The following is a 16,659-nucleotide window of genomic DNA, read 5'->3' on the forward strand; positions in this document are numbered from 1 at the left end:
AAGTACTAACTTAAAAAAATTTAAATTTATCTTATTTTAAGCTCTTATTTTATATTAAAATTTTGTGGATAATATGATTTTCTACACAATTAAAATAGTATATATATCCACATATTAACCATTTTTTGTTGATAGTTTAGTGAATTATATATACTATTTATTATCTATACTATCCTAACTTAACGTTATTCTTAACAAACTCAGCTTCTATTTTAGATTTTATTTCATCTAAGCTTATTAATTCTTTATCTTGGGCATCTCTTAATTTAAATTCAACTTTACCGTCAGTTATATCTTTACCAACTGTGATTCTCATTGGTATACCTACTAATTCGCTATCCTTGAACTTAACTCCAACTCTTTCGTCCCTATCATCTAATAATACTTCTACACCCATAGATTGTAACTCATTGTATATCTTTTCAGCAGCTTCCATTTGCTCTGCTTTTTTGATATTCACTGGTACAACTACTACATGATATGGAGCTATTGATAATGGCCATATTATACCATTTTCATCATGATGTTGCTCTATTATAGCAGCAGCAGTTCTTTCTATACCTATACCATAGCATCCCATTACTATTGGCTTAGATTTTCCATCTTTATCTATATAGTTAGCTCCCATAGTTTCTGAGTACTTAGTTCCTAACTTGAATATATGACCAACTTCTACCCCTCTAGCTATTTCTAATTCAGAACCACATTTAGTACATTTATCTCCTTCAGTAACATTTCTGAAATCTCCAACTGTACCTTCGAAATCTCTTCCATAGTTAGCATTTTGTATGTGGTATTCATCTTTATTAGCACCTATAACTAAATTATTTTGTTCAGCTACTTCATTATCTATAAATACATAGTCAGCTTCAACACCTATTGGTCCAGCAAATCCTATACCTGCTTTAGTTACAGCTCTTACAACTTCTTCTCTAGCAAGTTCAAACTCTACTGCTCCACCTATAGCATTAGCAACCTTAGTTTCATTAACTTCTCTATCTCCTCTTACTACAACCACAACAGTCTTTCCATCTACTTCATATACTAAAGTCTTAGCAAATCTATTTGCTGGTAAGTTGAAGAATTTTTCTAAATCTTCTATTGTATGAACATTTGGAGTGTGTATTTCTGTTAATTCTTTCATTTCTTCTTTATCTAAAGAAGTATTTACTGAAACAGCTTTTTCCATATTTGCTGCATAGTCACATCCACTACAGAATACTATTTCATCTTCTCCTACTTCTGATTTAACCATGAATTCTGCTGAAACAGATCCACCTATTGCTCCTGTATCTGCTTGAACTGGACTATTATCTAATCCACATCTAGCGAATATATTTGTATAAGCATCATACATATCTTGGTATGATTTATCTAATCCTGCTTCATCTATATCAAAACTATATGCATCTTTCATAGTGAAAGTTCTAGTTCTCATAACCCCAAATCTAGGTCTTCTCTCATCTCTATATTTAACTTGTATTTGATATAAGTTAAGTGGTAATTGCTTGTAAGAAGTTATTTCTTGTCTTATTAAATCTGTGAACACTTCTTCATGAGTTGGTCCAAGGCAGAAATCTCTATCATTTCTATCTTTCACTCTCATCATTTCTGCACCCATTACGTCCCATCTTCCAGACTCTTTCCATAACTCAGATGGTATTAATCCTGAACATAGTATTTCTTGGCATCCTTTTTTCTCTAATTCCTCTCTTACTATGTTTTCTATTTTTTTGAAAACTCTTATACCCATTGGTAATTGATTATATACTCCTGATGCCATCTTTCTTATCATACCAGCTCTCATCATTAATTGATGACTTGTTATTTCTGCATCAGCTGGAACTTCTCTTAATGTTGGCATAAACATTTTTGACATTTTCATAGTTATTTCCTCCTGTTTTATATTTTGAAAGTCTTAATATTAAAAAAACCTTCCGTCTCTATACATATGTATAGAGACGGAAGGTTGAATTTCCGCGGTACCACTCTAATTAGCCATTAGCCCTCTTTAGGGGATATAACGGTCCCTACCGTAAAGGTTTGTTACCACCTTTATGCTAAAAGATTGGTTCAAAGATTATATCTTAGGAACTTTCACCAAATGTTCCCTCTCTGTGAAGACTCTAGTCTTTTACTATTTCTTTATTATAGCTTTGATTTATGTTTTTTATTTATTGTATGTTGTTATTAATAATAATATTATTGTATTCATTTATTGTTGCACATTTTAAGGAATAATTAATTATTAATTTTATTTTTCCATACTTATGAGATAATATTATATTATTTCATATTAGTTGTCAACTTTAACTAATAAACAAATACTTTGTGATGCTATACCTTGCTTTGTACCTGTAAAACCAAGTCCTTCTTCTGTTGTTGCTTTTACATTTATTCTGTCTAAGTTAGTATTTAAAGCATTAGCTATATTCTCTCTCATACTTTGAATATGTGGTGCCATTTTTGGCGCTTGCGCTATTATTGTAGCATCTATGTTACCTATAGTATATCCCTTTTCTATTATTAGATTATTTACATGTCTAAGTAATTCTATACTATCTGCTCCTTTATATCTTTCATCTGTATCAGGGAAATGCTTACCTATATCTCCTAATGCTAATGCTCCTAACATAGAATCCATTATTGCATGAACTAAAACATCTGCATCTGAATGTCCTAATAATCCTGTTTCATGTGGAACATTAACTCCACCCATTATAAGTTTTCTACCTTCAACTAATTTATGAACATCATATCCTAATCCTACTCTCATTATATAGCCTCCGTTAAATTTGATCTTTTAATATTTGTGATCCTATACTTAAATCTTCTTGTGTTGTTATCTTAATGTTATTATATGAACCTTCTATCATTTTAACCTTATATCCTATTTCCTCTACTAACATTGCATCATCTGTTCCGTAGAAATTATTTTTAAAGGCATCTTCATATGATTTTAGTAATATATCGTATTTAAATGTCTGTGGTGTATGAACTGCCCACAAAGTACTTCTATTCGGTGTATCTATTATATCTTTATTTTCATTAACCACTTTTATAGTATCTTTTACCGGTACTCCTACAACTACTGCATTATTTTCTTTGGCTTCGTCTATTGATTTTCTTATAATTTCTTTTGTTACAAATGGCCTTGCCCCATCATGTATTAATACTATCTCACAATCTTTATTTAAACTTTTAAGTCCATTATATACAGAGTCTTGTCTTTCCTTCCCACCAAAAGCAATCTTTATGTTATGTAAATTATACTTTTCTATAATTTCTTTCTTAAAGAATTCTTCTTCTTCTTTTTTTATAACTACAACAATATCTTGTATATCATCATTTTTATAAAACTTTTCTATTGTATATGCTATTATTTCTTTGTTATTAAGCTTTATAAATTGTTTATTTATCCCCATTTTCATTCTACTTCCACTACCAGCTGCTACTATAACAACGCCATTCATTTAATCACCTCTTTATATACAATTAACACTTATATATTAACTACTTTATCTAATAAATTATATCAAAAAAGCCTTCGAAAATACGAAGACTTTTAAAATTTAAACTTTAGGTTTTCCAAATATCATTCTTCCAGCTGGAGTTTGTAATACAGATGTAACTAAAACACTTATAGTTTGTCCCATGTATTTTTTACCTCCATCTACAACTATCATAGTACCATCATCTAGGTATGCTATACCTTGACTATGTTCTTTACCTTCTTTTACTACTTGAACCACCATAGCTTCTCCTGGTATTGCTACTGGCTTAACAGCATTAGCTAGTTCATTTATGTTTAATACCTCAACACCTTGAACTTGTGCTACTTTGTTTAAATTGTAATCGTTAGTTACAACCTTACCATTTAGAGTCTTAGCTAGCTTTAAAAGCTTACTGTCTACTTCAGCTATATCGTCAAAATCAGTTTTAGTAATTTCAACTTCTATTTGTAGTTCTTCTTTTATTATATTAAGTATATCTAATCCTCTTCTTCCTCTAACTCTTTTTAAGTCATCTGAAGAGTCCGCTATATGTCTTAATTCATCTAAAACGAATTCAGGTATAACTAATTTACCTTCAACGAATCCAGTTTTGCATATGTCTGCTATTCTACCATCTATTATTACACTCGTATCTAATACTTTAGGTGGTATAACCCTGTTTATTTCCTTCTTAGATCCTTTATCTTTCATAGATCCTGAAATTTTGCTTAACTTTCCTAAGTTAAATAAGTCATCTTTACTCTTTAATGCTACTCTTATACCTAAGTAGCCCATAAACCCATATGTAATAAAAGCTAAGAATCCTCCGATTATAGGTATTGTGCTCATTATACCACTTACTAAGTAAGCTATTACGAACCCAACTATAAGACCTATAGATCCTAGTAATATATCTGTTTGAGGATATTTTGATATTTCTTTATCCATAACCTTAGCAATATCCTTAAATTTATCAGTAAACCACGGCTCTATTGCATAGAATATGATTCCTACAACTATCCCAACTGAAACAGATGCAATTAAACCATATATCTCTGCACCAAATTTAAGTGCCGGAAATGCTTTCATTAAAGTTGCATATGTAGTCATACCTAGAGCAAACCCCAGTATGCTTGTTATAAATCTTATCACTTTTGGTATCAATTCTTCACCCCCGGATTAATACTTAATATTTTTTTATTATAATCTATAATACCATATTTATTCAACAACAAAGTCCTTAAATATATCTTAAATCCTTATTAATAAATTATATAAATCTATCTAGTAATACTAATTGTTTCATTTTTATTAGTCCATTTCTTATATATGTTGCCCTTATTTCACCTATCCCCTCTACATCATCTAAATCTTCAATAGATGCATCTAGTATTTCTTGGAAATCTTCAAAGTAATTTACTAAATTTTCAATTATAGTTGATGGTAATCTATGTATCTTATTTAATACTCTATACCCTCTTGGTCTTATCTCCATATCCATATTTTCAGAGAATCCACTATAACCTAAAAGTTTAGCCATATTAGTTAAATCTACTAATTCTTCAGGAGATAATGTTTTTATTTTCTTTTTAAATAACTTTATGTCTATATCTTCTTTGCTATAATCTTTTAGTATAAGTTTTTGGTCAATTTTAGTTGTTCCAACTAATTCTTCTAACTGCATTCTGACTAGTGTTCCTTCTTGCCCAAGCTCTATAATATATTTTTCTATTATACTTGTAATTCTCATAACCATTTCCATTTTTTGAAGTACAATTGCTACATCGTATATAGTTACTAAATCATTAAATTCTAATGCATTTAGGCTTGCTACAGCTTGATCTAATACTGCTTTATATTTTTCTAAAGTCTGTAATGCTTGATTAGCTTTTGTAAATATTTTTGATATTTCTTCTAGCGCATACTTTTGATCTCCTCTGTATACAGTTATTACATTTCTTCTTTGAGATATAGCAATAACTATAGAACCTGTCTGCCTTGCAACTCTCTCTGCTGTTCTATGTCTTGTCCCTGTTTCAGATGTAGGAATAGAATAATCAGGTATTAATTGTGCATTTGCAAATAATATCTTCTTAACATCTTGACTAAGTACTATAGCCCCGTCCATTTTTGCTAATTCATATAAATATGCAGGTGAATAATCTGCATTTATATTAAATCCTCCATCTACAACCTTCATTGTATCTTCTCCATTTGATATAACTATCAAACCACCGGTCTTAGCTTTTAGTACATTTTCTAAACCTTGTCTTAATGGACTTCCAGGAGATATCATTTTTAATGCGTGTAATACATTCTTATTATTTAAGATATCTTCCATTATTATTTATTACCCCCTAGTACTATATTTATAGCTTGTCTTAAATTATCAACTGGCCATATTTCTATACCTTTAACATCTTTTACTGCATCATAATTACTTCTTGGTATAACCATTTTTGAAAATCCTAATTTTTTACACTCAGCTATTCTCTTTTCTATATAGCTAACTGCTCTTACTTCTCCTGTTAAACCTACTTCTCCTGTTACTGCTATTTTTTCATCAACTTCAATGTTTCTAAAACTTGATGCAACGGCAATTATTATACCTAAATCTATTGAAGGCTCATTTATTTTTATACCCCCTACAATATTTAAATACACATCTTGATTTTGAATTTGCAATCCTACTCTCTTTTCTAAAACAGCTAATAACATAGCAACTCTATTATAATCAACCCCTGTAGCTGTCCTTTTAGGAATACCAAAACTAGTTGGGGATACTAATGCTTGCAGTTCTAAAAGCATTGGTCTGGTCCCTTCTACTGTAGATATTATTACAGAACCAGCCACATCTTTTGGCTTTTCTGATATAAGTATCTTAGATGGATTTTCTAACTCTACCAAACCTAAATCTCTCATTTCAAAGACACCTAGTTCATTAGTCGAACCAAATCTATTCTTTACAGCTCTTACTAATCTATATGTATTATATCTTTCTCCTTCAAAATATAAAACTGTATCCACCATATGCTCTAATAATTTAGGACCTGCCAATGAACCTTCTTTTGTTACATGTCCAACTACGAAGGTTGATATACCCATTTTTTTAGAAATTTTCATGAATTTAGATGTACCTTCTTTAATTTGGCTAACAGTTCCTGGAGCTGATGATATTTCTGGGCTATAAACAGTTTGAATAGAATCTAATATGATAAGTTCTGGATTTATACTTTCTAAATGAGCTTCTATTATACTTAAATTATTCTCTGCGAATATATACAGATTATCTGAACTTATACCTAACCTTTGAGCTCTCATTTTTATTTGAGATTCAGACTCTTCTCCTGATATGTAAAGTACTCTTTTTCCTGAGTTTGCAACATTGCTTGAAACTTGTATTAGTAGTGTAGATTTACCTATCCCTGGGTCTCCTCCAACAAGAACTAATGACCCCTTTACAACACCTCCACCTAACACTCTATCCAATTCATTTATACACGTTGAAAATCTTTCTTCTTCTTTAGTTTGTATAGAATTTATACTTACTGGTCTTGATGATGATTTATCTATAATGAAAACTTCTTTTTTACTTCCTTTTTGCTCAATTTCCTCTACGAAAGTATTCCACTTTGTACATTCAGGGCATTTCCCTAACCATTTTGAAGTTTCATACCCACATTCTTGACATACATATTTTGTTTTTATTTTTGCCATATAATTCACCCTTAAATTCTTTTTGTCTATATAATTTTAGCATATCTATATAATATTATGTAGAATCTTTAAAATCCTTTATAGCTAATATACCTATATATTATACTAATATTTTTTGCTTATAAAAATAAAGGGGAATACTCTCCCCCTTATTATATATATTACTACTATTTGCACTTAAATACTATCTTATTATTTTCTACCTCTGCTATAACAACATTTCCACCTCGTATGTCTCCTTTTAGTATTACTTCTGAAAGTGGATTTTCTATCTCTTTTTGTATGGCTCTTTTTAGTGGTCTTGCACCATACTGTAAGTCTAATCCAACTTTTGATATAAATCTTATGGATTCTTCGGTCATATTTAGGTTTATGTTCATAGCTTGCAACCTCGATGCTAATTCTTTTGTCATTAATTTTACTATTTCATCTAAATCTTCCTCTGTTAGTGAATGGAATACTATTATATCATCTATTCTATTTAAAAATTCAGGTCTAAATTTTTGTTTAACTTCTTCCATTATACATTCTTTCATATTTTCATAATCACTCTTGACTTTTTCCTCTTTATTTCTATTTGTAGAGAATCCTAATATTCTTTGAGAGCTTATTTTTGTTGCCCCTACATTAGAAGTCATTATTATTATAGTATTTTTAAAGTCTACAGTTCTACCTTTGGAATCTGTTAGTCTTCCATCATCTAATATTTGCAATAAAATATTAAATACATCTATATGCGCTTTTTCTATTTCATCAAGTAAAATTACAGAGTAAGGATCTCTCCTTACTTTTTCTGTTAATTGGCCACCTTCTTCATAACCTACATATCCTGGTGGTGACCCTATTAGTCTAGATACTGCATGTTTTTCCATATACTCAGACATATCAAGTCTTATTATCTTATTTTCATCTCCAAATTGCACTTCTGCTAAGGCTTTTGATAATTCTGTCTTGCCTACTCCTGTAGGACCTAAGAATAAGAAAGATCCAATTGGTCTATTTGGATCTTTTAATCCTGCTCTTGACCTTCTTATAGCTCTCGAAATTGACTTCACTGCCTGCTCTTGACCAACCACTCTTTCATGTAATATTTTCTCTAACCTTAATAATTTGCTAGATTCAGATTCTACTATTTTATTTACAGGTATACTGGTCCATAATTCTACAACTTCTGCAATATCTTCTGGTTTAACTACTTCTGTATATTTTCCCATAGCATTCCATTGTTGTTTTACTTCTTTAAGTTCTTTCTTCAAATTTTCTTGCTGTTTTTTTATTTTATCAATTTTCTCAAAATCTTGATACATTACTGCTTTGTCTTTTTCCTTATCTATGCTTTCGATTTCTTCTTCTAATCCTAAAATTTTAATTGATGATTTGCCTATTTTTAACCTAACTCTTGATGCAGCTTCATCTATTAAATCTATAGCTTTATCTGGTAAAAATCTATCAGTTATATATCTTATAGATAAATCTACTGCTGCAACTAAAGATTCATTACTTATTTTTAATTTATGAAAATCTTCATATTTATCTCTAATACCCTCTAAGATTTTTATACTTTCTTCTCTAGATGGTTCTTTAAGCACTACTGGTTGAAATCTTCTTTCAAGAGCTGAATCCTTTTCTATATGCTTTCTATATTCATCTATTGTTGTTGCTCCTATAATTTGTAGTTCTCCTCTTGATAGTACAGGTTTAAGTATATTTGATGCATCTATTGTACTTTCTCCAGTTGCACCTGCACCTATTATTGTGTGTATTTCATCTATAAATAGAATTACATTGCCATTTTTTATAACCTCATCTATAACTTGCTTTATTCTATCCTCAAATTCACCTCTATATTTTGCACCTGCTAGCATAGAACCCATATTTAAAGTATATAAGCTTTTATTTTTTAAAGTTTCAGGCACATTTCCTTCTGATATGTTTATAGCTAATCCTTCTATTATAGAAGTTTTTCCTACGCCTGGATCTCCTATTACAACTGGATTATTTTTTGTTCTTCTACTTAATATTTGTATAACTCTCTCTATTTCAATTTTTCTACCAACTACAGGGTCTAATTTACCTTGGGAAGCTAGTTTTACAAGATTCTTACCATATTTATCTAAAAGTTTTAGAGATTCCTCCTGTACCTTAACTGTGTATTTTTCTTCTTTTTCTTGTTGTATTGAGTACTCCTCTAATCCCATCATATCAATTATTAACTGCACAATAGCTCTCTCATCAATACCTTCTAAGTTTAATATTTTCATAGCAGTACCATTGCCTTCTTGAACTATCGCTAACAAAATATGCTCTGTTCCTATATAATTAGTTCTTAACTTATTAGCAAACATACCAGAGAGCTCTAATATTTGTTTACTCCTTGGACTTAATGTTACATCTTCTACTGGCTCATTAGCGTTGCCTTTTACTTCAATTATTTTTGATTTGATTATGCTATCTGTTAGTCCTAACTGCATTAATACTTTTCCTGCTATTCCTTCCTTTTCCTTTATTAAGCCAAATAAGATATGTTCACTACCTACCACTTTATGACCCAATCTTTGTGCACTTTCTATACCTATATCTATTGATCTCTTTGCCCTTTGAGTAAATCTGTTAAAATACAAACTTTACCCTCCTCTCTATTATAATAATTACTTAATGCTATCTATATTTGATTAATTTAGTAATTAATTATAGTCAACCTTTTTAATATCATTCAGTTACTTCATAATACACATCTACTAAATGTATATTTAATCTAATTTATATGCATTTTTTTCATTATTGTTCCAAGGTTTAACTTGTACTTTCTAAAAAATTTAAGGCTCTAGATGAGCAATCTAGAGCCTTAAATTTTATTTATTATTTTCCAACTCTATTATTTTTTGAGCTAATTGAGCTGGAACTTCTTCATATGTTTCTAAGTCCATCTCAAAATAACCTCTTCCCTGAGTCATGGCCCTTAAATCTATTGCATATTTAAAAGTTTCTGCTTGTGGAGCATTTGCATATATTATTTGTTTTCCTTTTTCATCAGATTCCATTCCAAGTATTTTTCCTCTTCGCTTATTTATATCCCCCATTATATCCCCCATATACTCTTCTGGAACAGTTATCTTAAACTTCATTATAGGCTCTAGTAAAACTGGCTTAGCCTCTTCCATACCCTTCTTAAATGCTATACCTGCTGCTAATTTAAATGCCATTTCTGATGAGTCTACATCATGATATGACCCATCATATAAAGTTGCTTTTATATTTGTAACTGGAAAACCTGCTAAAACTCCCTTTACCATGGAATCCTTTATACCTTTTTCTACTGCTGGGATATATTGTTTTGGTACAGATCCACCAAATATTTCTTCAGCAAACTCAAAATCTAAATTACTTCTTTCAAATTTAATTTTGACATCTCCGTATTGCCCATGACCTCCTGACTGCTTTTTATGCTTACCTTGAACTTCAGCTTTTCCTTTTATAGTTTCTCTATAAGCTACTTTTATATCTTCTAAGCCAATATCTACACCAAACTTTGACTTAATCTTATTTTTTATAGTATTTATATGGAGTTCCCCTTGACCTCCTATTAATACTTGTTTTGTCTCAGGATTTCTATACCACTTAATAGTTGGGTCTTCTTCAACCACTTTATTTAATGCAGAACCTATCTTATCTTCATCTCCTTTATTTTTAGGAACCACTGCATAATATATTTGTGGCTTTGGTAAGTTTATATCTTCTAATTCGTATTCATCCTTACTTATAGATACAGTGTGGCCAGTTTGAAGTGAATTTACTTTTGTTACAATTATTATATCTCCACATCTAGCCTCACTTAGCTCTATAAGGTCTCCATTTTTCATAGTATATATATTATATATTTTTTCTTTCTCTGATTTATTCAAATTAAATAATTCACAGTCTTTATTTATTTTACCTTGAGTTACCTTTATATAAGACATTTTTCCTATGAATGGGTCTACTATTGTTTTAAATACTTGCCCTTTAAATTTAGCCTCTATATTAGAGTACTTTGGCTGCAAATATTTTGAAACAGTTTCTAATATTTCAGCTGTTCCTATATTGTTTATCGTTGAACCACATATAACAGGAATTATATCTCCTCTTTGCATACCTATAGTTATACCTTTTTGTATATCTGCATCACTTAAATCGTCTCCACTAAAATACTTATCTAATAACTCATCATCTGTTTCTGCTATAAGCTCCATTAACGCTTCTTTTACACTCATAGCTTCTTGCTTAAATTCTCCATCTAATCCATCCATATTTTCAAAAACATTATGTAATTTTATAAATTCTTTATTCTTATATATAGGTATAATCATTGGTACTACTTTATTGCCATACTTCTCTCTAAGCATAGCTAGTGTATCTTTATATCTAGATTTTTCATTATCAATTTTATTTATGAACATTATTTTTGGCATGTTTTCAGTTAACTCTAATGATTTTTCTGTTCCCACTTGGACGTCAGTTGTTGCATCTATAACTATTATAGCTGCATCACTTGCATTAAGAGATGATATTACTTCTCCACAGAAGTCAAAGTAACCTGGTGTGTCTAATAGATTGTATTTATAGTCATTATACTCTACTGGAGTTAATCCTATACTGTATGTCATATTCATTTTATCAGTTATTCTCGGTATTTTACTAGTTAACTTTGATGTGTATGCTATGGCTTCAATTAAGTTTGTCTTCCCGCATCCACTATGACCTAGTATTGCTATATTTCTTATATTACTACTATCGTAAATTTTCATATAAGCACCTACCTTTATAATTTATAAATTACTTTGAGTATTTCACTATAATTACATAACTAAATTTTATTTTTTGATAATAAGTATGTAAACATCTTAACTCTAGGTGGTGATATAAGTATTTCCCAAGAAATAGTTAGTACTTAAGGTCTTAGTCATTAATTCTATACTTATTACCTCTTTCCTCTCTTTTACTGTAATTTCATATTTAATAATAAATTTTATTTTATATATATATATTCAATAATCTATATATAATTCCACTTATTATTTATACAATTCTAATGCAGTATATTAATAATATTTTTTCTCATATTTCACTATTGATATACATTTTATCTATTTATCGAAGTTTAATTTATTCAATTGATTATGTCCTTATACTGACAATTATTTCTTCTATTTTTCGATAAATAAAAGAACTTATGCCTTTTAAGCATAAGTTCTTTTTTAGCTTATCATATTATTACAAACTAACTTTAAAGAAGAATATCTTCATATTTTAATCTATTTAATTTATATTAGAAATTCTTAAGTATTGTTTTATATGAGTTAAGCGAATTTTTTATTTATCTTTCATAGTTATAAGTAATTGCTTATCTCTTACTAATTCCCCTTCTTCAACTTTTATTGATTTTACAATACCATCTGCTTTAGCAACTATTATAGTTTCCATTTTCATTGCTTCTATAATAATCATTGGTTGATTTTGTTTTACTTCATCATCTTCTTTAACTAAAATTTTAACTACTTTTCCAGGTATACTAGCTCCTATTTGCATAGGGTCATTCATATCAGCTTTTATTATATCTTTTATGTTCCCAGAGTAGTTATTGTCTTTTATATCTATATCCCTCATCATACCATTTAATTCAAATGATACTGTTCTATTTCCATTTTCTTTAACATCACCTATATCTACTAACTTTATAGTAAGTATTTTACCTTCTTCTATCTCTACTTCACACTCTTCACCTTTATTTAATCCATAGAAATACACATGACTATCTAGCTTTGATATATCATTATATAGTTGCAGATGTTTTAGGTAATCTTCATATACCTTTGGATATAAAGTATAACTTAATATATTTCTTATATTTGTATTCATTTTGAATCTCTTATCTAAATCAGCTTTTATACTTTCAAAATCTTCCTTTGGAATTAATTTACCAGGTCTTTCTTCTATCGGAGTGTCTCCTTTTAATACTACCCTTTGAATATCTTTTGGTATTCCTCCTTCTGGTTGACCTATCATTCCTTTACAGTAGTCTAATACAGAATCTGGAAATGATAATTTTTCACCTTCTTCTATTATGTTATTCTTATCTAATTTATTTTTTACCATAAATATAGCAAGGTCTCCTACTACTTTAGATGATGGAGTTACTTTTATAATATCTCCCAATATTTCATTTGCTTCTTTATACTTTTCTTTTACTTCATCAAATTTATTTGACAGTCCTAAGCTATCAGCTTGTGGTTTTAGATTTGTATATTGTCCTCCTGGTATCTCATATTTATATATTTCAGCAGAAGGATTTGATAAATCACTTTCAAATCTAGAATATATTTTTCTTAAATCTTTATAATAGTTTCCTATTTCTTCATATCCATATAAATTAATCTGAGTATCTCTTTCAGTATTTTTAAGTGCTTCTACAATAGCGTTTAGTGATGGTTGGCTAGTTAAACCTGCCATAGTTTCTAATGCTCCATCCACTATGTCCACCCCTGCCTCAGATGCCATAAGGCAAGTTGCAATACCATTTCCACTTGTATCATGTGTATGAAGATGTATAGGAGTATTGACATTATTTTTTAATTCTTTTATAAGAGTATATGCTGAATATGGCTTAAGTAAGCCTGCCATGTCTTTTATACATATTATATCTGTACCTAATTCTTCTAGCTCTTTAGCCATTCTTATATAATATTCTAAATTATATTTATTCTTTGTTGGATCTAATATATCTCCTGTGTAACATATACTAGCCTCTACTATTTTTCCAGTTTCTAAAGCTGTTGATATAGATGGCTTCATATTTTCCACCCAATTTAGAGAGTCAAATATTCTAAATACATCTATTCCCTGTTCTGCTGATTGTTTTATAAATTCTTCAATTACGTTATCTGGATAATTTTTATATCCAACTCCATTTGATGCTCTAAATAACATTTGGAATAATACACTAGGTATCTCTTCTCTAAGTTTTTGTAGTCTAATCCATGGAGATTCTTTTAAAAATCTATATGCAACATCATAGGTTGCTCCGCCCCACATCTCAATAGAAAATAAATCTTTCATATACTCATTAGTTGGTTTTGCTACTTTTAATAAGTCATATGTTCTAAGTCTTGTAGCTAGTAATGATTGATGTGCATCTCTCATAGTTGTATCTGTCAGCAATAGTTTCTTTTCATTTTTAATAGATTCCATATACTTTTCTTTACCTAATCTATTAAACAGATCCCTACTTCCTTCATTAAGTATTATATCTTTATTTATCTTAGGCTGATATATTGAATCAAATGAAGGTTTATCTTCGCATTTATTTTCATTTACTACTGTATTCCCTATAAATTGAAGTAATTTTGTACCTCTATCTTTACTTTCTCTTATCTCAAATAATTCTGGATTAATATCTATAAATCTGGTGCTACATTTTCCCTCTACGAATATAGGATTATTCAATACATTTACCAAAAATCCTATATTAGTTTTAACACCTCTAACCCTAAATTCTTTGATAGATCTTATAGTTTTATTTATTGCACCTTTAAATGTTCTATCCCAAGATATAGTCTTTACAAGTAGACTATCATAGTATGGACTTATATTTGCCCCTGCAAATCCATTACCTCCATCTAGTCTAATACCAAATCCTGAACCAGTTCTATATACTTGTATTTTACCTGTATCTGGCATAAATCTATTTTTAGGGTCTTCTGTTGTTATTCTACATTGAATAGAATATCCTCTTAGTTTTACATCTTCTTGAGATTTTATATTTATCTCATCACTATCTAATCTATATCCTTGAGCAATTAATATTTGACTTTGCACTATATCAATACCGGTTACCATTTCAGTTACCGTATGTTCTACTTGGATCCTTGGGTTCATTTCTATAAAATAGTATTCTCCACTATCATCTACTAAAAATTCTAAAGTACCTGCATTTATATATCCTACATGCTTAGCTATTTTAACTGCGTCATTGCATATATTTTCTCTCAATTTATCGCCTAGAGAAAATGCTGGTGAATATTCTATTATCTTTTGATGTCTTCTTTGTACTGAACAATCTCTTTCATACAAATGTACTATATTTCCATACTTATCCCCTAATATCTGTACCTCTATATGTTTAGGATTAGCTATATACTTTTCTATGAATATCATATCTTCACCAAAAGCTTTTTTTGATTCACTACATGCTGTTTCATATTCTATACTTAAATCTGATTCGTTATAAACAACCCTCATACCTCTACCGCCACCGCCGTTAGAAGCTTTAAGCATTATTGGATATCCTATTTCTTTAGCTATTTCTTTGGCTCTTTTAATATCTTTGATTGGTTCATCTATTCCTGGTATAGTAGCTACATCCACCTCTTTTGCTATTCGTTTTGAATTTATTTTATCTCCCATCATATTCATTATATCTGCTGATGGACCTATGAATGTTATTCCATTTTTCTCACACTTCTTTACGAATTCTGGGTTTTCAGATAAGAAACCATATCCTGGATGAATTGCATCTACATTTTTCTTCTTAGCTAATTCTATAATACTATCTATATCTAAGTATGCGTCTATTGGACCTTTATCTTCTCCTATTAAATAAGATTCATCTGCTTTTGTTCTAAATAAACTATATTTATCTTCTTTACTATATATCCCCACGCTCTTTATCCCCAATTCAGAGCAGGCTCTAAATATCCTTATAGCTATTTCTCCCCTGTTAGCAACTAAGATTTTATTAAATTTTTTAAACATAATCCTAATCCCCTCCCTTTTTCTTTTAATATTAAAGATTATAAACTATGTTATTTAATGTTTAAATACGTTTACTTGAAGTCCTTAATAAATAATATAAATACATTTAAATAAATAACTTTTATCTTATATAACAAAAAATACCTAACTTTAGTTAAGGCGGTTTAGATTATATTATTAAGTATTTAAATTTTTTTATTTTTAATATAGAAATTTATTGGAATTGATGCATATTTTGAACTAATCGTTTGTTTAGATATCATTTAATATAGCAAATTTATCGCATTTGCATTAAATAAATGATTTTGGAAATATTGTATAGCTTAGTATTGATTTTTATAAAGACTTATTTTTTATTATATGCTTTAAAATATAAATATTACTATTTTTTCACATAAAAAAAGATTACGTGGCTACGTCTTACTCTCCCAGGGGGTCGCCCCCCAAGTACCATCAGCGCTAAAGAGCTTAACTTCTGTGTTCGGTATGGGAACAGGTGTATCCTCTTTGCTATAATAACCACATAATCTTTATCTTTTAGAGTTAATACTCTGAAAACTGTATATCATTTAGTTAATGATTTTGGTCAAGTCCTCGACCTATTAGTATCGATAAGCTAAATACATTACTGCACTTACACCTTCGACCTATCAACCAGGTA

General features: G+C 29.5%; 9 protein-coding genes, 2 rRNA genes and 1 other annotated feature. All 11 genes read right to left on the bottom strand.

The annotated features are described in order from the left end of the window. Nucleotides 1-169: 169 nt before the first annotated feature. Entirely contained in the window at nt 170-1,885 is a 1,716-nt protein-coding gene (locus I2H23_RS12810; protein ID WP_166506180.1) for a proline--tRNA ligase, read from the bottom strand. 69 nt (nt 1,886-1,954) lie between these two features. Beyond that, nucleotides 1,955-2,161: a binding site (T-box leader), on the bottom strand. Nucleotides 2,162-2,296: 135 nt separating this feature from the next. Then, entirely contained in the window at nt 2,297-2,776 is a 480-nt protein-coding gene (ispF, locus tag I2H23_RS12815) for a 2-C-methyl-D-erythritol 2,4-cyclodiphosphate synthase (RefSeq protein ID WP_092921748.1), read from the bottom strand. Between the two features lie 13 nt (nt 2,777-2,789). Further along, nucleotides 2,790-3,473 carry a 2-C-methyl-D-erythritol 4-phosphate cytidylyltransferase gene (gene ispD, locus I2H23_RS12820; RefSeq protein ID WP_092921746.1) on the bottom strand — a complete coding sequence of 228 codons (684 nt, stop codon included), beginning with the start codon at nt 3,471-3,473 and terminating at the stop codon, nt 2,790-2,792. A gap of 99 nt (nt 3,474-3,572) precedes the next feature. Beyond that, nucleotides 3,573-4,658 carry a PIN/TRAM domain-containing protein gene (locus I2H23_RS12825; RefSeq protein WP_166506179.1) on the bottom strand — a complete coding sequence of 362 codons (1,086 nt, stop codon included), beginning with the start codon at nt 4,656-4,658 and terminating at the stop codon, nt 3,573-3,575. Nucleotides 4,659-4,764: 106 nt separating this feature from the next. Next, nucleotides 4,765-5,835, bottom strand: a complete 1,071-nt coding sequence (disA, locus tag I2H23_RS12830) for a DNA integrity scanning diadenylate cyclase DisA (protein ID WP_092921742.1) — start codon at nt 5,833-5,835, stop codon at nt 4,765-4,767. Between the two features lie 2 nt (nt 5,836-5,837). Further along, complete coding sequence (gene radA, locus I2H23_RS12835; RefSeq protein ID WP_092921740.1) at nt 5,838-7,211, bottom strand: DNA repair protein RadA; 1,374 nt, start codon at nt 7,209-7,211, stop codon at nt 5,838-5,840. Between the two features lie 167 nt (nt 7,212-7,378). Further along, nucleotides 7,379-9,832: an ATP-dependent Clp protease ATP-binding subunit gene (locus tag I2H23_RS12840; RefSeq protein WP_092921738.1), complete on the bottom strand. Its 2,454-nt coding sequence runs from the start codon at nt 9,830-9,832 to the stop codon at nt 7,379-7,381. Nucleotides 9,833-10,063: 231 nt separating this feature from the next. Further along, nucleotides 10,064-11,995: an elongation factor G gene (locus tag I2H23_RS12845; RefSeq protein ID WP_092921736.1), complete on the bottom strand. Its 1,932-nt coding sequence runs from the start codon at nt 11,993-11,995 to the stop codon at nt 10,064-10,066. A 565-nt stretch (nt 11,996-12,560) separates the two neighbouring features. Then, nucleotides 12,561-15,998, bottom strand: a complete 3,438-nt coding sequence (locus I2H23_RS12850; RefSeq protein WP_092921734.1) for a pyruvate carboxylase — start codon at nt 15,996-15,998, stop codon at nt 12,561-12,563. Nucleotides 15,999-16,405: 407 nt separating this feature from the next. After that, nucleotides 16,406-16,522, bottom strand: a 5S ribosomal RNA gene (gene rrf / locus I2H23_RS12855). Nucleotides 16,523-16,580: 58 nt separating this feature from the next. Next, nucleotides 16,581-16,659 (bottom strand): 23S ribosomal RNA (locus I2H23_RS12860); the annotation flags it as partial.

The organism is Romboutsia sp. BSD2780061687b_171204_C1 (genome assembly GCF_015560225.1).
Lineage (GTDB): Bacteria > Bacillota > Clostridia > Peptostreptococcales > Peptostreptococcaceae > Romboutsia_C > Romboutsia_C hominis.

Excerpts from the sequence above, each read along its gene's own strand:
- ispF (WP_092921748.1), bottom strand. The coding sequence starts at position 2,776 with ATGAGAGTAGGATTAGGATATGATGTTCATAAATTAGTTGAAGGTAGA.
- ispD (WP_092921746.1), bottom strand. The coding sequence starts at position 3,473 with ATGAATGGCGTTGTTATAGTAGCAGCTGGTAGTGGAAGTAGAATGAAA.
- I2H23_RS12845 (WP_092921736.1), bottom strand. The coding sequence starts at position 11,995 with ATGAAAATTTACGATAGTAGTAATATAAGAAATATAGCAATACTAGGT.
- I2H23_RS12850 (WP_092921734.1), bottom strand. The coding sequence starts at position 15,998 with ATGTTTAAAAAATTTAATAAAATCTTAGTTGCTAACAGGGGAGAAATA.
- disA (WP_092921742.1), bottom strand. The coding sequence starts at position 5,835 with ATGGAAGATATCTTAAATAATAAGAATGTATTACACGCATTAAAAATG.
- I2H23_RS12810 (WP_166506180.1), bottom strand. The coding sequence starts at position 1,885 with ATGAAAATGTCAAAAATGTTTATGCCAACATTAAGAGAAGTTCCAGCT.
- radA (WP_092921740.1), bottom strand. The coding sequence starts at position 7,211 with ATGGCAAAAATAAAAACAAAATATGTATGTCAAGAATGTGGGTATGAA.